The 22,107-nt window shown below is 71.7% G+C and carries 19 protein-coding genes and 1 tRNA gene; 4 read left to right on the top strand and 16 right to left on the bottom strand.

Annotated features, from left to right (window positions below; all coding sequences use genetic code 11):
• The 8 genes from cysD to ACFY3L_RS52220 form a co-directional block, all read right to left on the bottom strand.
• Entirely contained in the window at window positions 1–909 is a 909-nt protein-coding gene (gene cysD / locus ACFY3L_RS52255; protein WP_389342658.1) for a sulfate adenylyltransferase subunit CysD, read from the bottom strand.
• 19 nt (window positions 910–928) lie between these two features.
• Window positions 929–1,768, bottom strand: a complete 840-nt coding sequence (locus tag ACFY3L_RS52250; protein WP_389342655.1) for an inositol monophosphatase family protein — start codon at window positions 1,766–1,768, stop codon at window positions 929–931.
• Window positions 1,768–3,924, bottom strand: a complete 2,157-nt coding sequence (locus tag ACFY3L_RS52245) for an exopolysaccharide biosynthesis polyprenyl glycosylphosphotransferase (protein ID WP_389342652.1) — start codon at window positions 3,922–3,924, stop codon at window positions 1,768–1,770. The genes ACFY3L_RS52250 and ACFY3L_RS52245 overlap by 1 nt, the downstream gene beginning before the upstream one ends.
• Before the next feature lie 134 nt (window positions 3,925–4,058).
• The gene (gene pth, locus ACFY3L_RS52240; protein ID WP_389342649.1) at window positions 4,059–4,646 is read right to left on the bottom strand and encodes an aminoacyl-tRNA hydrolase; all 588 of its coding nucleotides are present in this window, start codon (window positions 4,644–4,646) and stop codon (window positions 4,059–4,061) included.
• Between the two features lie 817 nt (window positions 4,647–5,463).
• Entirely contained in the window at window positions 5,464–6,111 is a 648-nt protein-coding gene (locus tag ACFY3L_RS52235) for a 50S ribosomal protein L25/general stress protein Ctc (protein ID WP_389342646.1), read from the bottom strand.
• A 336-nt stretch (window positions 6,112–6,447) separates the two neighbouring features.
• Window positions 6,448–7,428 carry a ribose-phosphate diphosphokinase gene (locus ACFY3L_RS52230; protein ID WP_344503867.1) on the bottom strand — a complete coding sequence of 327 codons (981 nt, stop codon included), beginning with the start codon at window positions 7,426–7,428 and terminating at the stop codon, window positions 6,448–6,450.
• A gap of 35 nt (window positions 7,429–7,463) precedes the next feature.
• Window positions 7,464–8,933 carry a bifunctional UDP-N-acetylglucosamine diphosphorylase/glucosamine-1-phosphate N-acetyltransferase GlmU gene (glmU, locus tag ACFY3L_RS52225; RefSeq protein WP_389342643.1) on the bottom strand — a complete coding sequence of 490 codons (1,470 nt, stop codon included), beginning with the start codon at window positions 8,931–8,933 and terminating at the stop codon, window positions 7,464–7,466.
• Window positions 8,934–8,977: 44 nt separating this feature from the next.
• Window positions 8,978–9,052, bottom strand: a tRNA-Gln gene (locus ACFY3L_RS52220).
• 207 nt (window positions 9,053–9,259) lie between these two features.
• Here ACFY3L_RS52220 and ACFY3L_RS52215 point away from each other — a divergent pair.
• Together ACFY3L_RS52215 and ACFY3L_RS52210 are read left to right on the top strand one after the other, a co-directional pair.
• Window positions 9,260–10,222, top strand: coding sequence for an acyl-CoA desaturase (locus ACFY3L_RS52215; protein ID WP_389342640.1), 963 nt, complete (start codon window positions 9,260–9,262; stop codon window positions 10,220–10,222).
• A gap of 88 nt (window positions 10,223–10,310) precedes the next feature.
• Window positions 10,311–10,913, top strand: a complete 603-nt coding sequence (locus ACFY3L_RS52210) for a TetR family transcriptional regulator (RefSeq protein WP_389342757.1) — start codon at window positions 10,311–10,313, stop codon at window positions 10,911–10,913.
• Between the two features lie 50 nt (window positions 10,914–10,963).
• On the opposite strand, the gene ACFY3L_RS52205 is transcribed toward ACFY3L_RS52210, so the two are convergent.
• From ACFY3L_RS52205 to ACFY3L_RS52185, 5 genes are read right to left on the bottom strand one after another with little or no spacing between them, the layout of a single operon-like run.
• Window positions 10,964–11,434: a DUF4383 domain-containing protein gene (locus ACFY3L_RS52205; RefSeq protein WP_389342637.1), complete on the bottom strand. Its 471-nt coding sequence runs from the start codon at window positions 11,432–11,434 to the stop codon at window positions 10,964–10,966.
• A gap of 20 nt (window positions 11,435–11,454) precedes the next feature.
• Window positions 11,455–13,266 carry an ABC-F family ATP-binding cassette domain-containing protein gene (locus tag ACFY3L_RS52200; RefSeq protein ID WP_389342634.1) on the bottom strand — a complete coding sequence of 604 codons (1,812 nt, stop codon included), beginning with the start codon at window positions 13,264–13,266 and terminating at the stop codon, window positions 11,455–11,457.
• The gene (locus ACFY3L_RS52195; protein ID WP_389342631.1) at window positions 13,267–14,220 is read right to left on the bottom strand and encodes a 4-(cytidine 5'-diphospho)-2-C-methyl-D-erythritol kinase; all 954 of its coding nucleotides are present in this window, start codon (window positions 14,218–14,220) and stop codon (window positions 13,267–13,269) included.
• 10 nt (window positions 14,221–14,230) lie between these two features.
• Window positions 14,231–15,085: a 16S rRNA (adenine(1518)-N(6)/adenine(1519)-N(6))-dimethyltransferase RsmA gene (rsmA, locus tag ACFY3L_RS52190; protein ID WP_389342628.1), complete on the bottom strand. Its 855-nt coding sequence runs from the start codon at window positions 15,083–15,085 to the stop codon at window positions 14,231–14,233.
• Window positions 15,082–15,879, bottom strand: coding sequence for a TatD family hydrolase (locus ACFY3L_RS52185; protein WP_389342625.1), 798 nt, complete (start codon window positions 15,877–15,879; stop codon window positions 15,082–15,084). Before ACFY3L_RS52185 ends, rsmA begins: the two co-directional genes overlap by 4 nt.
• Before the next feature lie 174 nt (window positions 15,880–16,053).
• Between ACFY3L_RS52185 and ACFY3L_RS52180 the strand changes: the two genes are divergently transcribed.
• Both ACFY3L_RS52180 and ACFY3L_RS52175 read left to right on the top strand, forming a co-directional pair.
• A complete protein-coding gene (locus ACFY3L_RS52180; RefSeq protein WP_389342622.1) occupies window positions 16,054–17,250 on the top strand; it encodes a hypothetical protein in 1,197 nt (398 codons plus the stop codon).
• Between the two features lie 443 nt (window positions 17,251–17,693).
• Window positions 17,694–18,743: an IS30 family transposase gene (locus ACFY3L_RS52175; RefSeq protein WP_389342619.1), complete on the top strand. Its 1,050-nt coding sequence runs from the start codon at window positions 17,694–17,696 to the stop codon at window positions 18,741–18,743.
• Between the two features lie 475 nt (window positions 18,744–19,218).
• Here the strand turns inward: ACFY3L_RS52175 and ACFY3L_RS52170 are convergent, their stop codons facing one another.
• The 3 genes from ACFY3L_RS52170 to ACFY3L_RS52160 form a co-directional block, all read right to left on the bottom strand.
• A complete protein-coding gene (locus tag ACFY3L_RS52170; protein ID WP_389342616.1) occupies window positions 19,219–19,710 on the bottom strand; it encodes a MarR family winged helix-turn-helix transcriptional regulator in 492 nt (163 codons plus the stop codon).
• A 24-nt stretch (window positions 19,711–19,734) separates the two neighbouring features.
• Entirely contained in the window at window positions 19,735–20,862 is a 1,128-nt protein-coding gene (locus tag ACFY3L_RS52165; RefSeq protein WP_389342613.1) for a PP2C family protein-serine/threonine phosphatase, read from the bottom strand.
• Between the two features lie 156 nt (window positions 20,863–21,018).
• On the bottom strand, window positions 21,019–22,107 hold a 1,089-nt coding region (locus ACFY3L_RS52160; protein ID WP_389342610.1), incomplete at its 5' end, for a dolichyl-phosphate-mannose--protein mannosyltransferase.

The following is a 22,107-nucleotide window of genomic DNA, read 5'->3' as shown; positions in this document are numbered from 1 at the left end:
TTAGAAGTACCCCTCACGCTTGCGGTCTTCCATGGCCGCCTCGCTGACCTTGTCGTCGCCGCGGGTCGCGCCGCGCTCGGTGATGCGGGTCGCGGCGACCTCGTCGATCACCTTGTCGATCGTGTCCGCGTCGCTGCGGACCGCCGCGGTGCAGGAGGCGTCGCCGACGGTGCGGTAGCGGACCCGCTCCACGAACGGCTTCTCGCCGGACTTCAGCGGCAGGAACTCGTTGATCGCGTAGAGCATCCCGTTGCGGTCGACGACCTCGCGGTCGTGCGCGAAGTAGATGTCGGGCAGGGCGATGCGCTCGCGGGCGATGTAGTGCCAGACGTCCAGCTCGGTCCAGTTGGAGAGCGGGAAGACACGGATCGACTCGCCGGGCGCGATGCGGGCGTTGTAGAGCGCCCACAGCTCGGGCCGCTGGTTGCGCGGGTCCCACTGGCCGAAGTCGTCGCGGAAGCTGAAGACGCGCTCCTTGGCGCGGGCCTTCTCCTCGTCGCGGCGGGCCCCGCCGAACAGCGCGTCGAAGCGGTACTTCTCGACCGCCTCCAGCAGGACCGGCGTCTGGATCCGGTTGCGCATGCCGTCGCCGGACTCGCGCACCAGGCCGCTGTCGATCGCCTCCTGGACGCTCGCCACGATGAGCTGCACGTTGAGATCGGCGACGCGGCGGTCCCGGTATGCGAGGACCTCGGGGAAGTTGTGCCCCGTGTCGACGTGCATGACCGGGAACGGGATCCGGCCCGGCGCGAACGCCTTCTCCGCGAGGCGGAGCATGACGATCGAGTCCTTGCCGCCGGAGAACAGCAGGACCGGTCGCTCGAACTCGGCGACCACCTCACGCATGATGAACAGGCTCTCGGCCTCGAGAGCGTCCAGGTGCGAGACGCGGTAGGGCGCGCGGCTCATGGTTGGCGGAAACCTTTCCCTAGGAAGCGACGGACGCGCTGATCGCGGCCAGCAGCTGAGGCGCCAGTGCCTTCCGACACACCACCAGGTCAGGCAGCCGTGGGTCGGGCTGGTTGTATTCCAACGTAGTCCCGTCGATCCGGGAAGCGTGCAGTCCCGTGGCGACCGCCACAGCAACCGGCGCGGCGGAGTCCCACTCGTACTGGCCACCGGCGTGGACATAGGCGTCGACGGCGCCGTCGATCACCGCGGCGATCTTCGCGCCGGCGGAGCCCATCGGCACCAGCTCGATCGGCAGCCGCTCCGCGAGCGCGGTCAGCAGCGCCGGCGGGCGGGTGCGGCTGGCCGCGAGGCGGATCGGCTCGCCCTGCACGCCTGGCATCGGCGGGAAGGGCGGCGGCACGTCGGTGCCGAGCACGCAGTGCTGCGCCGGAAGGGCGACCGCACCGGCCAGGAGCCGGCCCCAGCCGGCGGCGCGCTGCGGCTGCGGGGTGCCGTCGCCGGCGTACTCGGTGATCCGCGCGGACGTGCGGCCCCACAGCGCGACGTGGACCGCCCAGTCGGCGCGGCCCTCCTCGCCGAACTCGCGGGTGCCGTCGAGCGGGTCGACGATCCACACCCGGTCGGCGTTCAGCCGGGTGGCGCTGTCGGCGCCCTCCTCGGACAGGACCGCGTCGGCGGGGCGCCAGCGCTCCAGGTGCGCCACGAGCAGCTCGTGCGACAGCCGGTCGCCGGCCTTGCGCAGGGCCGCCGGGTCGGCGTACCCCATCTCCTCGCGCAGCTTCAGCAGCAGGTCGCCGGCGCGCTGGGCCAGCCAGCGCGCGAACCCGCCGTCGGTGGCGGGTGGCATGTCGGTCATCAGTACGCTCCAGCCCCTCGGGTCACCGCGCTCAACGTCCGCAGCATGATCACCAGGTCGAGCGACAACGACCAGTTCTCCACATACTGCAGGTCGAGGCGGACCGCTTCGTCCCACGATAGGTCCGACCGGCCGGACACCTGCCAGAGGCCGGTCATCCCGGGCCGCACGGCCAGCCTGCGCCGGGCGTCGTCCGGATACACGGCGACCTCCTCCGGCAGCGGCGGGCGCGGCCCGACCAGTGACATGCTGCCTCCGAGCACATTGAGCAGCTGAGGCAGCTCGTCGAGCGAAAACTTGCGCAGAAACCGTCCGACGCGGGTGACCCGTGGGTCGTTGCGCAGTTTGAACAGCGCGCCGTCGACTTCGTTGAGGTGCCGGAGCTCGGCGAGGCGGGCTTCGGCGTCCGTGTGCATGGTGCGGAACTTGACGATCACGAACTCACGACCGTCTTTTCCCACCCGTACTTGACGAAACAGTACCGGCCCTTTGGACTCCGCGCGAACCGCAAGCGCCAGACCAGCCAGAAGGGGACTCAGCACGACGAGCAGGAGGACGGCGCCGACCCGGTCCACGACCGCCTTCAGCACGCGTCGCACGCCGGTCAGCGTGGGGTGCTCGACGTGCAGCATCGGCAGGCCGTCGACGGGCCGGATCGTCGTCCGGCTGCCGGCCACGTCGATCAGCGTGCTGGCCACGATCAGGTCGATGTCGTCGCGCTCCAGGCGCCACGCGAGCCGGCGCAGGGCGTGCCCGTCCAGCTCGGGGCAGGACAGCACCAGCACCGTGTCGGCCCGGGCCCGGCGCACCGCCCCGGCGATCTCGTCGAACGTGCCCAGCACCGGCACGCCCGGCACGCTGCCCTCCTCGGCGAGGCAGGCGCCGACGACCTTGAGCCCGTGGTACCGCTCCCGGCACAGTTGCCTGGTCATCGCCTCGACCGCCAGCCCGTGCCCGACCACCACGACCCGCCGCATGCAGGCGCCGCGCGTCTTGCGGGCCCGGTGCAGCAGCTGCCGCAGCACGAACCGCGACACCAGGCAGCCGGACGTGACCAGCGGCAGCGCGACCACGAACCAGCCGCGGGCGATCTGGATCTCCGCGGCGTAGGCGCCGACGATGGTCGCGGCGGTCAGCCCCAGGCCGGCGCGCAGCACCCGCTGGTACTCGTCGGTGCCGACGAAGAGGTACCGCTTCTCGTAGGCGCGGTTGGCGGCGAGGGTGGCGGTGAAGGCGACCGGCAGGAGCGCGGACAGCAGCGCGTAGCGGGTGTTGTAGTTCGTCAGCACCGAGCCGAACCGGACCTCGAACGCGACCAGGCCCGCGAGGACCCCGATCACCGAGTCGATCAGCAGCAGGGTCCGCAGGTAGCGCCCCTCCCACGCCCAGCGGGCCCGGTGCCGCGGCGTCCTGGCCGGCTCCGGGTGCGCTTCCTGCGGTTTCGTCGCCGGTACGAACGTGGCCACGCCTCCGACGGCATCCTCGACGGCGGCTTCGAGCTGCGCCGAGACGAGGGCGGGCGGGACCGGCGGGCCGGGGGCCGGCGACACGGGGGCGGCGGCGGTGCGGGCGGCCGCGGAGGGAAGGCGCTCGGGGTGTCCGGCGCGGCGGCCGGCGGCGGTGCCCACGGGGCTGGGCCGGCGGCGGACCACCTGACGCTCGACGGGCTCCGTGCGCTGGACGAACTCCGTGCGCTGCACGGGCTCCGTGCGCTGGACGAACTCCGTGCGCTGGACGGGCTCCGTGCGCTGGACGGGCTCCGTGCGCTGGACGAACTCCGTGCGCTGCGCGGGCTCCATGCGCTGCGCGGCTTCCGTGCGCTGGACGGGCTCCCTGCGCTGGGCGGGCTCTTTGGGTGTCACCGCGGGTGCCGGTGCCGCGGAGGCCGTGGCCGGCTGCGTGGATTGCAGGGCGTTGCTCTGGCGTTCGGGGCGCCGCAGGCCGCCGGAGCGCTCCTGGCGCACACCTCCCGGCCGCTCCCGCTCCTCCCACCGCAGAACGGCGCGGTGCTCGCGACGCTGCACGGTGCCCGCGCGCTCCTCGCGGCGCTGGGCGTTCGCGCGCTCCTCGCGGCGCAGGCCGCCGGGCCGGTCCTCGGGGCGGAGGTGTGCCGGGCGGTGGAAGCCGTCCCGCGTTCGCCCGCTGTCGACCGCCACGCACGCCTCCTCGAGTCCGCCTTCTTTGCAAAAGGTGCGACTTGGAGTACAACGTGCAACTCGGACATGCGTCACGGCGACACACGGACAGGCACGGAAGGATCGGACCGGACGGACGATGGGCATCCAGTCCGTTACGACGCGTGATACTGGTTCTGCGCAGGTTCCAGGCCGCGCTCGATTACCATCTCCACCGCGTCGGCGGCCCGGTCGATGAAGAAGTCCAGCTCCTTGCGCTCGACCGAGGAGAAGTCCGACAAGACGAAGTCGGCCGGGTTCTGCCGGCCGGGCGGGCGGCCGATGCCGAACCTGACCCGCACGTAGTCCTTGCTGCCGAGCGAGGACGACATGGACCGCAGCCCGTTGTGGCCGCCCTCGCCGCCGCCCTGCTTGAGCCGCAGCTGCTCGTAGGGCACGTCGAGCTCGTCGTGCACGGCGATCACCTGGGCGACCGGCACCTTGTAGAACTGGGCGAGGCCGGCCACCGGGCCACCGGACAGGTTCATGAAGGTCAGCGGCTTCACCAGCACGATGCGGGGCCCACCGACGCGCAGGCGCCCCTCGGCCACGTCGGCGGCGACCCGGCGATGCTTGGAGAAGCGCAACCCGGCCCGCTGCCCGATCAGGTCAGCGATCATGAAGCCGACGTTGTGCCGGTGGCGCGCGTACTCCGGGCCAGGGTTACCCAGCCCGACGACCAGCCAGGGCGCGGTGTCCGTCATCAGGTCCCCTCACAGCGGCGAGGCCACGAGCGCCACCAGGCGTCCGCGACCTCGTGTCCGGTCTTCCACGAAGTGCCGGTCGAGCGGCCGTCGGCCCACACCCCGTCGTGCGTCGCGGCGGAGCCGGCAGGAACTGTCGTACCTCGCTGCTACCTTCATCACGTCGGTCGCAGCGAGATGTCGGTCGCGAACGCCGGCGCGTTCACGGCCAAGTCTCGCAGCCACGGCCAGGCCGCCGCGAGGCGCCGGCCGCGAACGCCAAGCGCAGCCACGGCCACGCCTCGGCGAGACGCCGGTCGCGGGCACCGGAAGCGTCCACGACCAGATCGCACAGCCACAGCGCCCAGCCGCCGCAAGGCGCCTGCCGCGAACGCCAGGTACAGCCACGGCCAAGTCTTGCAGCCAGGGCCGGGACTCGCAGCAACGGCCAGGCCTCCGCAGGACACTGGTCGCGGATGCCGAGTGCAGCCACGCCAGGCCTCGGCGAGACGCCGGTCGCGGGCGCCGGAAGCGTCCACGGCCAGATCTCGCAGCTACGACCCGGCATCCGCAAGGCGCCGGTCGCGACCGACGAGTGCAGTCGCGGTCAGGGTCCCAGCCCGGCTTTGAGTCGATGGACCGCGAGGCCACCGGCGTGGGGGCGTCCGTGGTCTGTCGCTCGGTCCGGGTGGCATGCCGGTCGGGTGGGTCGGGGGAGCGTTCGCAGCTCGCGCCCCGGTCCACGCCGGTCGGGTTGTGCTGGTCCGGCCGGCGTGGGGTCCGCTCAGACAGCGGCCGCGGGTGCCCGTTGGGCGCCCGCGGCCTTGGAGCGGAGGGCTCAGGCTTCGGCCGGCTCCGGGGTCGCCTCGGCCTCAGCCTCGGCCTCGGCGGCCGGCTCGGCGGCGGCGGCCTCAGCGGTCTCACCCTCGAGCGCCTCGGCGGTCGGGGCGACGCTGACGACGGCGACGATGTACTCCGGGTCGGCGGCCAGCTCGGCACCGGCGGGGAGCTTGACGTCGCCGGCGGTGACGTGGTTGCCGGCCTCCAGACCCTCGATCGAGACCTCGAGGAACTCGGGCAGCTTGGTCGCGTCGGCCAGGATCGCCAGGGTGGTGCTCTCCACCATGACCAGGGTGTCGCGGGCGGCCTCGCCGGTCAGGTGGACCGGGACCTCGACGGTGACCTTCTCGCCACGGCGGACGATGAGCAGGTCGACGTGCTCGTAGATGTCTTTGATCGGGTCGCGCTGGATCGCCTTCGGCAGGGCGAGCGCGGTGCCGCCACCGTTGATCTCGATGTTGAAGATCTGGTTCTTGCCGCCGTGCCGGATGGCGGCGGCGAACTCGCGGGCGGGGAGGGCGATGTGGCGGGGCGCTTCGCCGTGGCCGTACAGCACGGCGGGCACCTTGCCGGCCCGGCGCGTGCGGCGGGCACCACCCTTGCCGAACTCGGTGCGGGGCTCAGCGCTGATCTTTACCTCGGACACGGCAAAAACTCCTGATGCGGTTGTGCGGCGGGCACCGGCCGGCGCGACCGGTAACAGTTGTCGTGTGCGGCGCACGGGCGAGGAGGCGCACGGGGCACAGGCCCGGAGCACCGCGTCGATCACGGAGCCCGATGGCCGTCATGCAGATCCCGCGAAGACCGCTTCCGCGATGGTCGCTGGAACGCACGCCCGGCCCTTGGAGCACCCTCGCCGTGGCAACCGCACTAGCTTACCCGAGGCGTCTGGTCACCTTCACGCGGCACCCGTCCGGTTGTGCAGATCACGCGCCCGTGTCAACCGGACGGGCCGCAGAGCCCTGGAAATGTCCAGGAAGACTCAGGACAGACCGCCGAAAAGGGTCGTGACCGACCCGTCGTCGAACACCTCGCGGATGGCGCGGGCGAGCAGCGGGGCGATCGACAGCTGGGTGATCTTGTCGACCTTCTTGTCGTTCGGGAGGGGCAGCGTGTTGGTCACCACGACCTCGCTGATCCGGCTGGCGTCGAGGCGCTCGCAGGCAGGGTCGGACAGCACGGCGTGGGTGGCGGCGACGATCACGTCGGCGGCACCCTCCTGGAAGAGGATGTCGGCGGCGCTGACGATGGTGCCGCCGGTGTCGATCATGTCGTCGACGATCAGGCAGACCCGGCCCTCGACCTCGCCGACGACCCGGTTGGCGACCACCTGGTTGGGCTTGAGCGGGTCGCGGGTCTTGTGGATGAACGCGAGCGGGCAGCCGCCGAGGCGGTCGGTCCAGCGCTCGGCGACCCGCACCCGGCCGGAGTCGGGGGCGACGACGGTGATCGGGCGGCCGGCGTACTTGGCGTCGATGTGGTCGGCGAGGGTGTTCATCGCGAAGAGGTGGTCGACGGGGCCGTCGAAGAAGCCCTGGATCTGCGCGGTGTGCAGGTCGACGGTGAGGATCCGGTTGGCGCCGGCGGTCTTGAGCAGGTCGGCGACGAGCCGGGCGGAGATCGGCTCACGGCCGCGGTGCTTCTTGTCCTGCCGCGCGTACGGGTAGAACGGCAGGACGACCGTGATCCGCTTGGTCGAGCCGCGCTTGAGCGCGTCCACCATGATCAGGCTCTCCATGAGCCAGTCGTTGATCGGCGCGACCATCGACTGCACGACGAACGCGTCGGAGCCGCGTACCGACTCCCGGTAGCGGATGAAGATCTCACCGCTGGCGAAGTCGTATGCGTCCATCGGCGTCGGCTCGACGCCGAGGACCGCCCCGATCTCCTCAGCGAGCGCGGGAAACCCCCGGCCGGAGAAGAGCATGAGGTTCTTGCGGTTCTCCGAACTGATGCTGGCCATTTGGGTTTCGCCCGCTCCCGATCTCGTGGTTGGGCTCATTGTTCGTCGGATGGCCCCGCATCGGCCACCGAGGCGGGCCCGACGTGGCTTTCTTCACGTGCGAGGGCGTCGCGTGCGGCCTGCGCGGCGGCTGTGCCCGCCCGTTTGCGCTCCACCCACCCTTCAATGTTGCGCTGGTGGGCCCGGGAGACGCCGAGCGCGCCCGGCGGCACGTCCTTGACGATCACGCTGCCGGCGGCGGTGTAGGCGCCGTCGCCGACGTGCACCGGGGCGACGAACATGTTGTCGGCGCCGGTCCGCGCGTGCGCGCCGATCACCGACCGGCGCTTCTGCACGCCGTCGTAGTTGACGAAGACGGTCGCGGCGCCGATGTTGGTGCCCTCGCCGATCTCGGCGTCGCCGACGTAGGACAGGTGCGGCACCTTCGCGCCGTCGCCGATGTCGGCGGCCTTGGTCTCGACGAACGTGCCGACCTTCGACTTGCGACCGAGCCGCGTGCCGGGGCGCAGGTAGGCGAACGGGCCGACCGACGCCTGCGGCCCGATCTCCGAGGACAGGGCGTGGGTCCGCACGACGGCCGCGCCCTCGCCGACGATCACGTCGATGAGCGAGGTGTCGGGGCCGACGACCGCGCCCTCGCCGATGCGGGTCGCGCCGCGCAGGTGCGTGTTGGGCTCGACGACCGCGTCCCTGTCCAGCGTGACGGTGACGTCGATCCACGTGGTCGCCGGGTCGATGATCGCGACGCCGGAGCGCATCCACTCGTCGTTGATCCGGTCCCGCATGAGCGCCCGGAGCCCGGCGAGCTCGGCGCGGTCGTTGGCGCCGAGGGTCTCGGTGGCGTCCGGGGCGCGGTGGGCGACGACCGGCGCGCCCGCCGCGACGAGCAGGCCGATGACGTCGGTGAGGTACTCCTCACCCTGGTCGTTGTCGGTGGAGAGCTTGCCGAGCATCTCGCGCAGCCGCTCCGCGTCGAACACGTAGGCCCCGGAGTTGATCTCGCGGATACCGCGCTGCGCGGGCGTGGCGTCGCGCTCCTCGACGATGGCCGCGAACTCGCCACCCCGGTTGCGCACGATGCGGCCGAGGCCGGTGGGGTCGTCGACCTCCGCGGTCAGCACGGTCGCGGCGGCCCTGGTGCTCTCGTGCGTGTGCACGAGCGCGCTGAGGGTCTCCGCGCGCAGCAGCGGGATGTCGCCGTTGAGCACGACCACGGTGCCGGTGAGGTCGGGCGTCTCGTCCAGCGCGATGCGCACCGCGTGACCGGTGCCGCGCTGCTCGATCTGGGTGACCGGCACGGCGGCCGGCGCGATCTGCTCCAGGTGGGCCCGGACCAGCTCACCGCCGTGGCCGACGACCACGGTGGCGGCGCCACCGATCGCCTCCTCGGCGGCGGCGAGCACGTGGCCCACCAGGGTCCGGCCGAGCAGCGGGTGCAGCACCTTGGGCAGGGCGGACTTCATCCGCTTTCCCTCGCCGGCGGCCAGGATGATCACGTTTCGCACGGGCGCGCTCCTCGACGGTGTCGGTGCGCCTCATCGTAGTCAGGTGGCTGGGGTGCCAGGATTCGAACCTGGACTGCGAGGCTCCAAAGGCCTGCGGGCTGCCGTTACCCCACACCCCAAAGATCTGCCAGTGCAGCCTACCGGTCGCGTCGATCCGGCTCGTATCGAGGCCGGTTCCCCTCACCCTCTCGGCGGGTCAGCCGATGTTCGCGGACGAAGATCACATAAAACCGCGGGTAATCGGCTTGACACAGAGCCAATCTAGCGAACCTACGCTTCCGTAAGTTACGGTGACGTAGGCGTAGCGTCGATCCCTGAGAGGTAGCATGTCCGCTGTACTGCTCGATCCCGTCCCTGGTCAGACCCCTGAGCGCGGGCCAAGAGCCCTGACCGAGGGGCGCCAGAGCGCCGGGATCCTGATCGCCCTCTGGGGTTTCGTCGTCCTGCCGTTCGCCGCCCTGCTGGCGGCCGTCCCCGTCGCCTGGGGATGGGGACTCACCTGGCTCGACGTCGCGCTCGGCACGGCCTTCTACGTGATCGGCGGGCTCGGCATCGGCTCGGGCTTCCACCGGTACCTCACCCACGGCGCCTTCAAGGCCAACCGCGGGCTGCGGATCGCGCTGACCATCGCCGGCAGCACGGCGATCGAGGGCAACCCGACCCAGTGGGTCGCCGACCACCGCCGCCACCACGCGTTCTCCGACCGGGAGGGTGACCCGCACTCGCCGTGGCGCTTCGGGGAGTCGTTCGGCGGCCTGGTCAAGGGCCTCTTCTACGCCCACGTGGGCTGGCTGTTCCACCGCGAGCTGTCCAACCGGGAGCGCTTCGCCCCCGACCTGCTGGCCGACAAGGACATCCGCCGCATCGACAAGCTCTTCCCGGTGATCGTCGTGCTGTCCGCGACGCTGCCCGCGATCGTCGCCGGCCTCGTCACCTGGTCGTGGCAGGGCGCGCTGTCGGCGTTCTTCTGGGCCGGGATCGTGCGGATCGGCCTGCTGCACCACGTCACCTGGTCGATCAACTCGATCTGCCACGTGTACGGCGAGCGCCCGTTCGAGACCCGCGAGGGCGACAAGGCCAGCAACTTCTGGCCCCTGGCGATCCTGTCGTTCGGCGAGAGCTGGCACAACCTGCACCACGCCGACCCGACCTGCGCCCGGCACGGGGTCGACAAGGGCCAGATCGACATCAACGCCCGGCTCATCTGGCTCTTCGAGAAGCTCGGCTGGGCCACGGACGTGCGCTGGCCGAAGCGGGACCGGCTGGACGCCAAGCGGCTGGCACGATGAGCGGGTGACCGACCTTCCGGAGGAAGTCCCGCACGTCCAGCGCAAGAGCCCGCCACCGCCGCCGGCCCTGCCGAAGTCACGGGTGCGGATGTCCGCCGCCCAGCGCCGCGAGCAGCTGATCGCCATCGGGCGGGCCCTGTTCGCGGAGCGGGGGTTCGACGCCACCTCCATCGAGGAGGTGGCGTCGCGCGCGAAGGTCTCCAAACCCGTCGTCTACGAGCACTTCGGCGGCAAGGAGGGCCTGTACGCGGTGGTCGTGGACCGCGAGGTCCGCAACCTGCTGGACCGGCTCACCAACGCGCTGACCGGCGGCCACCCGCACGAGCTGCTCGAGCAGGCGGCCCTCGCCCTGCTCGACTACATCGAGCACGAGACCGACGGCTTCCGGGTCCTGGTCCGTGAGTCGCCGGTGATGTCGCCGACCGGCAACTTCATGAGCGTCCTCAACGACGTGGCGCACCAGGCCGAGCACATCCTCGGCTCGGAGTTCAAGCGCCGCGGCTTCGACCCGAAGCTCGCCGAGCTCTACTCGCAGGCGCTCGTCGGGATGGTGGCGCTCACCGGCCGCTGGTGGCTGGAGGTGCGCAAGCCGCGCAAGGAGGTCGTCGCTGCGCACCTGGTCAACCTGGCGTGGAACGGGCTGTCGAACATGGAGGGCAAGCCCACCCTCGGCACCGGCCAGGGCAAATGACACAGCGGCGGTGCCCCGGAGGTGTCCGGGGCGCCGCCGCTGTCAGAAGGTCAGGCGGTGCGGGGACCGTGCCGGAGCTGCTCCCCGGCCTCGGCCGACGAGACGCTGCCGACCCGGTCGTAGAGGCTGGCGGTGCCGGTGATGCCCCCGAGGATGAACGTGACGATCACGTTGACCATCGAGAACGCGAAGATGTTGGCGTCGGTCTGCAGCAGCCCGAGCGACGCCATGCCGACCACGGTCAGCACGATGCCGGCGAGCTGGTTGATGTGATGCGCCAGATTGCGCCCGACGAGGTTCGCGCCGAGGACGACGACCCCGGCGACCAGCGACAGCAGTGAGAATGCGGGGTTGGTGCGCAGCCCCATGACCCACTCGGCCCCGGCCAGACCGGTGAACTGGTTGCCCGACGTCTGGATGAATCCGACCACGCCGAAGACCAGCATGTAGAGACCGGCGACGACGCAGAGCAGCCGGTACAGGGGCCGGAGGTGGTGGTTGATCGGAAAGTGAGCGGCCATGACGAGATTCTAAAGCGGGGTCATCCCGCGATCTCGGCGAGGGCGAGCCATTGCTCCTCGATGAGCGCTTTCTCCTCCTGTACCGCGCGCAGCTCGGCGTCCAGAGCGGTGATCCTGGTGTAGTCGGTCGCGTGCTCCGCCAGCTGGGCGTGCAGCGCCGCCTCCTTCTGCGCGAGCCGGTCCATGCTGCGCTCCAGCTTCGACAGCTCCTTCTTCGCGGCCCGGGCGTCCTTGTCCGACGCCCGCAGGTCCGAAGCCTTCTCCTTGCCGGCCGCCCCCGTCCCCGCACCGGCGGCGGTGCCGGTGCCGAAGCCCTCCGCCGCCCCGACGATGCGCTCCAGGTACTCGTCGACGCCGCCGGGCAGGTGGACGAGGTTCCCGTCGCCGAACATGCCGTAGACCACGTCGGCGACCCGCTCGACCAGGTACCGGTCGTGGCTGGCGACCACGATCGTGCCCGGCCACGAGTCCAGCAGGTCCTCCAGCGCCGCCAGGGTGTCGATGTCGAGGTCGTTGGTGGGCTCGTCGAGCAGCAGCACGTTGGGCTCCGTGGCGAGCAGGCGCAGCAGCTGCAGGCGCCGCCGCTCACCGCCGGACAGGTCCGCGACCGGCGTCCAGACCCGGGCGCCGCTGAAGCCGAAGACCTCGGCGAGCTGCGCCGCGGTCAGCTCCCGGTCGCCGAGCTTGACCCGCTTCGCGACCTCCTCGACCGCCTCCAGCAGCCGCAGGCCCGACGGCAGCTCCTTGAGCTCCTGCGACAGGAACGCGGCCCGCACGGTGCTGCCCCGCAGGAGCCGCCCGCCGTCGGGGTCTCGTACCCCCGCCAACACCCGCAACAGGGTCGTCTTGCCGGCTCCGTTGGCGCCGAGGATCGCGATCCGGTCGCCCGGCCCGACCAGCCAGTCCACATCGGACAGCAGGGTCCGCTCCCCGGCCCGCAGGTCCACCTTGGACAGTTCGTAGACCTGCTTGCCCAGCCGCGTGACGGCGAGCCGCTGCAGCGACACCGTGTCGCGGGCGGGCGGCACGTCGGCGATGAGCGCGTTGGCCGCGTCGATGCGGAACTTCGGCTTGCTGGTGCGGGCCGGCGGGCCCCGCCGCAGCCAGGCGATCTCCTTGCGGAGCAGGTTCTGCCGGCGGGACTCTGCCTCGGCGGCGACCCGCAGCCGCTCGGCCCGGGCCAGGGTCCAGGCCGCGTAGCCGCCCTCGTAGGCGCGGACCGTCGCGTCGGCGACCTCCCACGTGGTCGTGCAGACCGCGTCGAGGAACCACCGGTCGTGGGTGACGACCATGAGCGCGCCGCGGCGCTGCAGCAGGTGCCGCGCCAGCCAGGCGATGCCGGCGACGTCGAGGTGGTTGGTGGGCTCGTCGAGGATCAGCAGGTCGGCGGGGCGCACCAGCAGCGCGGCGATCGCGATGCGGCGCCGCTCACCACCGGACATCGGCCCGACGGGCGCGTCCAGGCCGAGATGCGGCATGCCGAGCCCGTTGAGGACGGTGCGGACGCCTGCGTCGCCGGCCCACTCGTGCTCCGCGGCGAACGCGGCCGGCAGCCAGGCGGTGCCGATGATGACGTCCCGGACCGTCGCGGTCGGCGGCAGGTCGAGATTCTGCGGCAGCGCCGACACCCGCAGGTCGCGCCGGTGCGTGACGCGGCCCTCGTCGGGCTCCTCCGCCTTGGTCAGCATCCGCAGCAGGGTCGTCTTGCCGGCCCCGTTGAGCCCGACGACACCGATGCGGTCGGCGTCGTCGACGCCGAGGGACACCTCATCGAAGATCCGCCCCGCCGGGTACGTCTTGCCGACCTTGTCCAGGTTGATGATGTTGGCCATCTACAGCACTCTCGCTCCGGGCACGGGACCGACGGCGGTGCGCACCGCGCGGCAGCAGTTGGCGGCCTCCAGGTCGGCCGCGAGCAGCGCGGCGTGCCGGGCGTCCTCGGCCAGGAAGACCACGGTCGGGCCGGAGCCGGACACGAGCCCGGCCAGGGCGCCGGCGTCGAGCCCCGCGTCCAGCACACCCCGCAGCTCGGGCCGCAGGTGCAGCGCGGCGGCCTGCAGGTCATTGGCCAGGTGCTCGGCGAGCACGTCGGGGTCCTTCTGCCGCAGCGCGGCGAGCAACCCGTCGGGCGTCCCGGCCTCACTCTGCGCGCCCAGCTCGTCGAACGCCTTGTAGACCGTCGGGGTCGACAGGCCCTCCTCGGCGACGGCGAGCACCCAGTGCCACGCGTGCCCGCCGGTCAGGATCGGGCTGACCAGCTCGCCGCGGCCGGTGCCCAGCGCGGTGCCGCCCAGGACCAGGAACGGGATGTCGGAGCCCAGCGTGCCGGCGATGCCGGCCAGGTCGTCGCGGGACAGCCCGGTCCCCCACAGCTGGTCGCAGGCGACCAGCGCGGCGGCCGCGTCGGCGCTGCCGCCGGCCAGGCCCGCGGCGATCGGGATCTGCTTCTTCAGGTGCAGCCTGGCGTGCGGGTCGTGGCCCGTCTCGGCGGCCAGGGCCCGTGCCGCCCGGATGACGAGGTTGTCCTCGCCGAGCGACAGCTGGCCGGTGCCCTCGCCCTCCATGGTGAGCGTCAGCGTGTCGCCCCGGCGGGCGGTGATCTCGTCGTACAGCCCGATCGCGTGATACACGGTCGTCAGCTCATGGAACCCGTCCGGGCGCGCGGCACCGACATGCAGGTGCAGGTTGATCTTCGCGGGTACGCGGACCCGGACCGGTCCGTGCGTGGCCACGCGCGGCCGGTCGAACTCCTCGTCGTCGTCTTCGGAGAAGAGCGGCTCGGTCACGTGGTGCACCCTACCCGTGCGATGGCTGTGCCTGCCGCTGGCTCGCGATCCGGATGAAGTCGTGCACCGTGAGCTGCTCTCCCCGCGCGCCTGGGTCGACGCCGGCGGCCCGCAGGATCCGCTCGGCGGCGTCCGGCCCGCCGGCCCAACCCGCCAGGGCGGCCCGCAGCGTCTTGCGGCGCTGCGCGAAGGCGGCGTCCACGACCGCGAAGGTCGCCTTCCTGTCGGCGTCGCCCGTCCCGAGGGCTTCCCGCCGGGTGAACGCGACGAGACCCGAGTCGACGTTGGGCACCGGCCAGAAGACGCTCGGCGGGACCTTGCCGGCCTGCTTCGCCGTCGCGTACCAGGCGAGCTTCACGCTCGGGACGCCGTAGACGCGGCTGCCCGGGCCGGCGACGAGCCGGTCGGCGACCTCCTTCTGCACCATGACCAGGCCCTTGCGCAGCGACGGCAGCGTGGCCAGCAGGTGCAGCACGACCGGCACGGCGACGTTGTACGGCAGGTTCGCCACCAGCGCGGTCGGCTTCTCGTCGACGTCGACCCGCAGCGCGTCGCCCTCGATCACGTGCAGCCGCCCGGCCTGCTCGGGAGCGAACTTCTGCGCGGTGGCCGGAAGCGCCTTGGCCAGCACCGGGTCGATCTCCACCGCACAGACCTTGTCCGCCACCTCCAGCAGGCCGAGCGTGAGGGAGCCGAGCCCCGGCCCGACCTCCAGCGCGACGTCGTCGGCGCTCAGCTCGGCGGCGCGCACGATCCGCCGGACGGTGTTGGGGTCGTGGACGAAGTTCTGCCCGAGCTGCTTGGTCGGCCGCACGCCGAGCTCCGCGGCCAGCTCCCGGATCTCCGCCGGGCCGAGCAGCGTCATCGCCACTCGCCGAACGCCCGGGTGCCGTTGGCCGAGATCGCGGCGCACAGCGTGTCCAGGTCGTGCCCGGCCACCTCGGCCAGGGCCCGGACGATCAGCGGGATCAGGTAGCTGGCGTTGGGCCGGCCGCGGAACGGCACCGGGGTCAGGAACGGCGCGTCGGTCTCCACCAGCAGCCCGTCCAGCGGCGTGATCGCGGCCGCGGCGCGCAGGTCCTTCGCGTTGCCGAAGGTGACCGTGCCGGCGAAGCTCAGCAGGTACCCCCGGTCGAGGCACTCCCGCGCGAACACCTCGTCACCGGAGTAGCAGTGCAGGACGACCTGGTCGGGCGGGCCTTCCTCGTCGAGGACCCGCAGGATGTCGTCGTGCGCGTCGCGGTCGTGGATGACGAGGGTCTTGCCATACCGCTTGGCGATGCTGATGTGCGCCCGGAAACTTTCGTGCTGGGCCTTGCGCCCCTCGTCGCCGGTCCGGAAGTAGTCCAGCCCGGTCTCGCCGATCCCGCGGACCCTCGGGTGGGCGGCGAGCCGCTCGATCTCCCGCAGCGCGCCGTCCAGGTCGCTCTGCCGCGGCGCGTCGTTGGGGTGCAGCGCGACGGTCGCCACCACGTCCGGGTGCTCCTCGGCCACCCGTACACCCCACCGCGACGACTCCACGTCGACACCCACCTGCACGAGGCGGTCGACGCCGGCGGCTTTCGCCCGGTCCAGCGCGTCCGCGACCGTCGACGGCCCGTTCTGCCCGTCGCCCTCAAGCGTGATGTCGATGTGGGTGTGGCTGTCCGGCACCGCCACCGGCAACGGCTCCGGCGCAGGGGGGAACTCCCCCTGCCGGCTGTGTTTTCTCCCACTCACGGCGCGAGGCACCGCCACATCGTTCGCTCGTTTCGCTCACTCATCGGCCATAAGCATGCCACCTCGGGTTGCGCGTTCACGATTCGTTCACCACGCGGTCGTAGCGTCGCGAAGGTGACAGTCATCGGGCATACGGCAGGGTCCGCGACCCACAGCGTGACGCTCGACGGGACCACGTACCCCGCCGAGGAGATCGCGCAGGGCGCGGCGTTCGAGGTGTACGCGACGCAGCCCGCTCCCGGCTTCCTGCCCAACCCGCGGCCGGGCGCCCGCTGGCCGTTCCGCCGCTTCGTGCACGTCACGGAGGTCGTCGCCGGCGGCCTGCCCACGTTCGAGGACGAGCCGCTGCTGATGCCCGTCACCCGCACGCTGGACTGGACCGGCCTGCACAAGCTCACCCAGACCCCGTCCGCCGCCACGTGGGTCGCCCCGATCCGCCGCACCGCCGCGATCCGCCGCGGCACCCGCATGATCAAGTTCCTGACGGGCCGCCAGCTCGGCGGCCACCTGCGCGGCTGGCCGATCAGCGGCTTCTGCTACCGCGCCTTCGACGTCGCCCACCTGCGGACCCCGCAGGACCTGGCGATCCTCAGCTCTTCCTCCTCCCCCGACGACGTCGTCTTCGCCATCCGCTGGCGGGCCGTGGACCCGTGGGACTACGAGGTGCCCCTCGCCGACACGTACGGCGGCCTGGTCGCCATGCCGCCGCACGACCGCCTCGGCTCCCCCGTCATCGGCACGGGCTTCACCCCGAGCGGCCGGCACATCGTGCCCGAGTTCGTGACCCGCGACCTCGCCGAGCTGCCCGTCCCGGCGAACACGTCGCTGGTCGCCTACACCGGCGACGGCACCGAGGTGACGCTCTACACGTACCTGCCGGAGCAGCGCGCGTGGAGCCGCATGCACGGCCCGCAGTGGCGCCACCTCCTGCCCGGCACGATCGCCGCCGACCAGGAGTACTTCCCGACCACCACTCCCCTGAGCCGGTACGTCGGCCGCTACCGCGACAACGTGTACGAGGCGATCGTCGACCCGCCGGGCGAGTTCCGGGTCGCGGCGAAGACCCGCGCCGCCCGCTACCCGCTGGACGCCCTGGCCCGTCGCATCCCCTCCGCCACCTGGCGCGACGCGCCCTGCACCGTCATCCGCGAGGAGGGCGACTGGCTCCGCCTGCGCCTGAGCCGCCCCGACGGCGACGCGGTGGCCCGCCTGGGCGCCCACTGCGTGGAGCGCGGCCTCTACGAGGCCTGGGCCCCCGCCGCCGAGGTCACCGACGCCCGCGAGGAAGACCACTGGTTCGACCTGCTGTAATTCCCCCACCACCGGCGCGGCGGGGCCCGGCGGGGCTTCTCACCCGCACCCCAGTGCGCCGCTCCGCGGCGCACTGCCCGCACCGAGGCACGAGGCAGCGCCAGCAGCGTGCCGCCGCATCTCGATGCCCGGCCGCCGCGGTCGCCAGGGTCGCACGTGCACGCACCAGCGCCGATCCCGACCACATGATCCAAGGACAACCCTGGCCGCCCGCACGACCAGATCCGTCCTTGGATCAAGCGCCGGGCACTCACGACCACCAGCCACCAGACGCCGCACGCGCACAGCCCCGCCCATCCCTGGATCACAGCGCCGGACACAGCACCCGGACCAGGCGACAGCCATCACCGGACTCACCCCGCATGATCCAAGGACAACCCTGGCCGCCCAGGCGGGTTCAAGGGGTGGTTGCAACACCCGAGTCATGATCGATAGATGGGTGTGTGCGGCTAGTGGCGTCACGGTTGTCGTTGGCGGAGCGGGAAGAGATTGCGATCGGGTTGGAGCGGGGTGAGTCGGTGCGGGTGATCGCGGCGCGGTTGGGTCGTGCGCCGTCGACGGTGTCCCGGGAGATCGTGAACCATTCGAACCATCGGTTGTCCGGGCCGGGTCAGCCGGGTCTGGTGTATCGGGCGGTGCGGGCGCAGGCGTCCTCGGACGCGTACCGGGCCCGGTCCAGGGCGGGGAAGCTCACCGCGCCGTCGCGGCTGCGGACCGAGGTGATCGCCCGGCTGCAGGACCGGCACTCCCCGCAGCAGATCGCTTTACGGTTGCGGCAGGACCACCCGGATGACAGGACGATGTGGGTGTCACACGAGACGATCTACCAGGCGATCTACCTGCAGGCACGCGGGAACCTGCGAGCGGAGCTGACCAGGCAGAAAGCACTGCGGTCCGGGCGGGTCAACCGGCGGCCCCGCCCGGCCGAGGCCGGCGCGGTGCGTTCCAACCGGCCGTGGCTCGGCCTGAACATCAGTGACCGACCCGCCGAGGCCGCGGACCGGGCCGTGCCCGGGCACTGGGAGGGTGACCTGCTCATCGGCCGCAACGGCACGACCGCGATCGCGACACTGGTGGAACGCACGACCCGGTTCGTGATCCTCGTCGCTCTACCGGACAGCCGCGTCTCCGAGCACGTCATCGCGCAGCTGACCGCGAAGATGACCCAACTGCCCGAACAGTTGCGCCGGTCGCTGACCTGGGACCAGGGCGCTGAGATGGCCCAGCATCCGCGGTTCACGGTCGCGACCGGCTGCCCGGTGTTCTTCTGCGACCCGCACAGCCCATGGCAGCGAGGCAGCAACGAGAACACCAACGGACTCCTGCGGGAGTACTACCCCAAAGGCATCCACAACTTCGCCAGCACCACCCAGACCGATCTGGACGCCACCGCCGCCCAACTCAACCGACGACCCCGTGCAACACTCAACTGGCGAACCCCGGCAGAGAAACTCGAAGAACTCCTCACCAGCGGTGTTGCAACCAGATCTTGAAACCGCCCCACACGACCACATCCGTCCCTGGATCACCGCGCCGGACGCAGCACCAGCACCCGGAGCAGGTGACAGCGCCATCACCGGACTCACCCCCGCATGATCCAAGGACAGCCGTGGCCGCCCGCACGACCACATCCGTCCTTGGATCAAGCGCCGGGCACTCACGACGGCCGGCCACCAGACGCCGCACGCGCACAGCCCCACCCCCACACGTGCACGCACCAACACCGATCCCGACCACGTGATCCAAGGACAACCCTGGCCGCCCACACGACCACATCCGTCCTTGGATCAAGCGCCAGGCACTCACGACGACCGGCACTCACGACGACCGGCCACCGGGTGCGGCGCGCACGCGCAATCCCAGCCACGCGCGCAAGCGCGGGCTGTGCGCCGCGGAGCGGCGCATTGGGGTGCGGGTGAGAATCCCCGCCGGGGCCCCGCCGCGAAGCGGTGGGGGTATTACAGCGCGCTAGCTGGCCTGGGCCTTGGAGGAGTCGGCGACCGGGGTGCCGGCGGCGTGGGAGAAGGACTGGAGGCCCTGGACCAGGGCGGCCCGGTCGTCCGGGGGCATGCGGCGCAGGACGGCGGCGATCGTCTCCTGGCGCTGGCGGCCCAGGCCGTCGAGCAGGCGGCGGGCCGTGGGGGTGAGCACCAGCCAGACCTCGCGCCGGTCGCGGTCGTCGTTGGTGCGGCGCAGCAGGTCGGCGGCCTCGAGGCGGTCGCAGAGGCGGCTGGCGGACGACGGGGCGGTGTGCAGCGCGATCGCCAGCTGGGTCAGGTTGATCGAGCCGGCCTGGTCGACGACGCCCAGGACGCGGAGCTGGGCGGCGGAGACGCCGGAGTTGTCGTTGGCGGCGCTGGTGGCGAGCACCAGCGCCTGGCCCGCGGCGTCGACCAGAACAGCGGCCGCCGAGGCCGCGTCGTCACTGCCAGCCGGGTGCGGTGAAGGTCGGGTCCGCACGTCGTCCTCCGAGGTTCGCGGGGATCACGGGTCGGCTCTGGGCGACCAGTCGAGGCAGACGATCAGCGCATCGTCGGCGAACTCGGCGCCTGCGTGATAGTCACGAAGGCTCCGCATGACGCTGCTGATCGCCTCGGCCGGTGGTTGCAACCGGGTCGATCGTATGGCACGGCTCAACTCCCGCTCACCGTACGCGGGCTCGTTCGGCCGGGTGGCGGCATGCACCCCGTCACTCACGATGAAAATCCGGTCACTGGGCTGGAGGCGCTCCTGCTCCTCGACGTACCGGGTGTCGCCGAACATGCCGAGCGGCAGCTGCGGATCGAGGACCATGTCGCGGACCTGGCCCCCACGGACCAGGAGCATGCGGGGCGAGCCGGCGTCGATGATGCGCAGGTCGCCGGTGGCGAGGTTGAGCGACAGCAGGAGGGTCGCGACGTGACGGGTGCCGCCGTACTGCGAGAAGATCGCGTCGGCGGCGAGGACGGCCTGGTCGGCGAGGCCGCCGGGGGCTCTGAGGCCGGTGGGGATGGATCGCCGGGCGTTGCGCATCGCGTTGACGGCGAGGGTGGTGAGCAGCGCGGCGTCCAGGCCGGTGCCCATTCCGTTGAGGGCGGTGACGGTGAGCCAGTCGCCGTTGACGGACCAGTCGAAGTGGTCGCCGCCGACGGCGTACGCCGGCTCCAGCTGGCCGGCGAGCTTCACACCGGGCTGCTCGTAGCCGCGGGCGGGCAGGAGGTCCCACTGCATCTCGGCGGCCATCGTCAGCCTGCCGTTGCGGCGCCGGTCCAGGTGGTAGCGGTCGGTCCGCCGGTACACCGCCTGCAGCGCCACGGCGAAGATCCCGGCAAGCTCGCGCAGCCCCTCCCGCGCCTGCTGCGCCCGGTCGGCGTCCAGCACCACGCTGAGCACGCCGACGCGCTCGCCCCACGCCGTGATCGGCAGGTGCAGCCGGGCGAGCGATTGCCCCTCGCGGGCGTCCACGATGACCGTCTGACTGGCGAACGCCCTGGTGGCCGAGGCCAGCAGGTCGTCGGTGCCGTCAGGCTCGATGCCGCTGGGGGACAGCGAGGTGGAGCGGTAGTCGGCGAGCCACACGGTGCTGCTCTTCGTCCCGTGTGACGCGCTCAGGTGTGCGTCGAGCACCTCCACCAACCGATCCGGTGGGGCGGTGCGCAAAGCCTTCTCGATGGAGCCAACGCCGGACATGCGACCCTTCACCATCCGCGACCGAAGCCTTTGCTTGCCGTGCGGCAAATAATATAAGGCAGTCCGTCGAGTGAGGTGGTACCCAGGCTCCCGGGAGGGTTACACCCAGCGAGATCCGAGCCACATCCGGGAGAACCACTCGGTGTACGTGATGTCCATTCCACTGTAGATCGGATAGAAGTAGGCGAAACATGCCGCGACGAGCAGTACGTACGCACCTGCGACGATCGAACCGAGCAGCCGGTGGTCGCTGGAGGGCTTGACGTGCCGCGGCGGCCCGATGATCGCGCCCAGCACGTACACCACGGCGAGGACCAGGAAGGGCTCGGCGGGCAGCGCGTAGAAGTAGAACATCGTGCGGTGCTCGGGCATCGACTGGAACCACGGCACGATGCCGGCCAGGGCGCAGACCATGATCAGCCAGGCGCGGCCGTCGCGGCGGGCGATCGCCAGCCAGCCGAGCGCCAGCAGCGCCGGCAGGAACGACCACCACAGCACCGGCGTGCCGAGCAGCAGGATCTCCGACGCGCAGCTGCTCCCGTCGCACGGGCCGTCGGTGTTCCAGTAGAACGCCACGGGGCGGCCGAGCAGCAGCCACATCCACGGCCACGACTGGTACTGGTGCTTCGAGCTCAGCCCGGTGTGGAACTTGTACGCCTCGTGGTGGTAGTGCCACAGGTTGAGCAGCGGGTCGATGATCGGCCGGTCGCTCGGGCGGCCGTTCGCCTGCGCGTACCAGTGCCGGAAGTAGCCGTCGTCGGACAGGAACCAGCCGGTCCAGGTCGCGAGGTACGTCACCAGCGCGAGCGCCACCATGACGACCATCCAGCGGCCGTCGTCGAGGATGCCGTCCCGGACGCTGTGCCGCGACCCGGCCGCGCGGCGGGCGCTGATGTCGAAGATCAGCGTCAGCGCGACGAAGAGCAGCACGTACCACAGCGCGCTCCACTTGACGCCGCAGGCAAGGCCGAGCGAGACGGCGCTGGCCAGCCGGTACCAGGGGACGCCGAGGCGGGGCCGGTCGGCCGGGCCGGGGCGGCTCGGGTCGACGCCGCGCTCCAGCGCCGCCAGCCACTTGGCACGCCGCTGCTCGCGGTCCAGGACCAGGAAGTAGAAGGCGACCACGATCCAGAACATGAGGAAGATGTCCAGCAGCGCCGCCCGCGAGAGGACGAAGTGCATGCCGTC

It is taken from the genome of Dactylosporangium sp. NPDC000521 (assembly GCF_042898305.1).
Lineage (GTDB): Bacteria > Actinomycetota > Actinomycetes > Mycobacteriales > Micromonosporaceae > Dactylosporangium.
The sequence above is the reverse complement of the archived record's forward strand: the minus strand, read 5'-3'. Positions and strand labels throughout refer to the sequence as shown.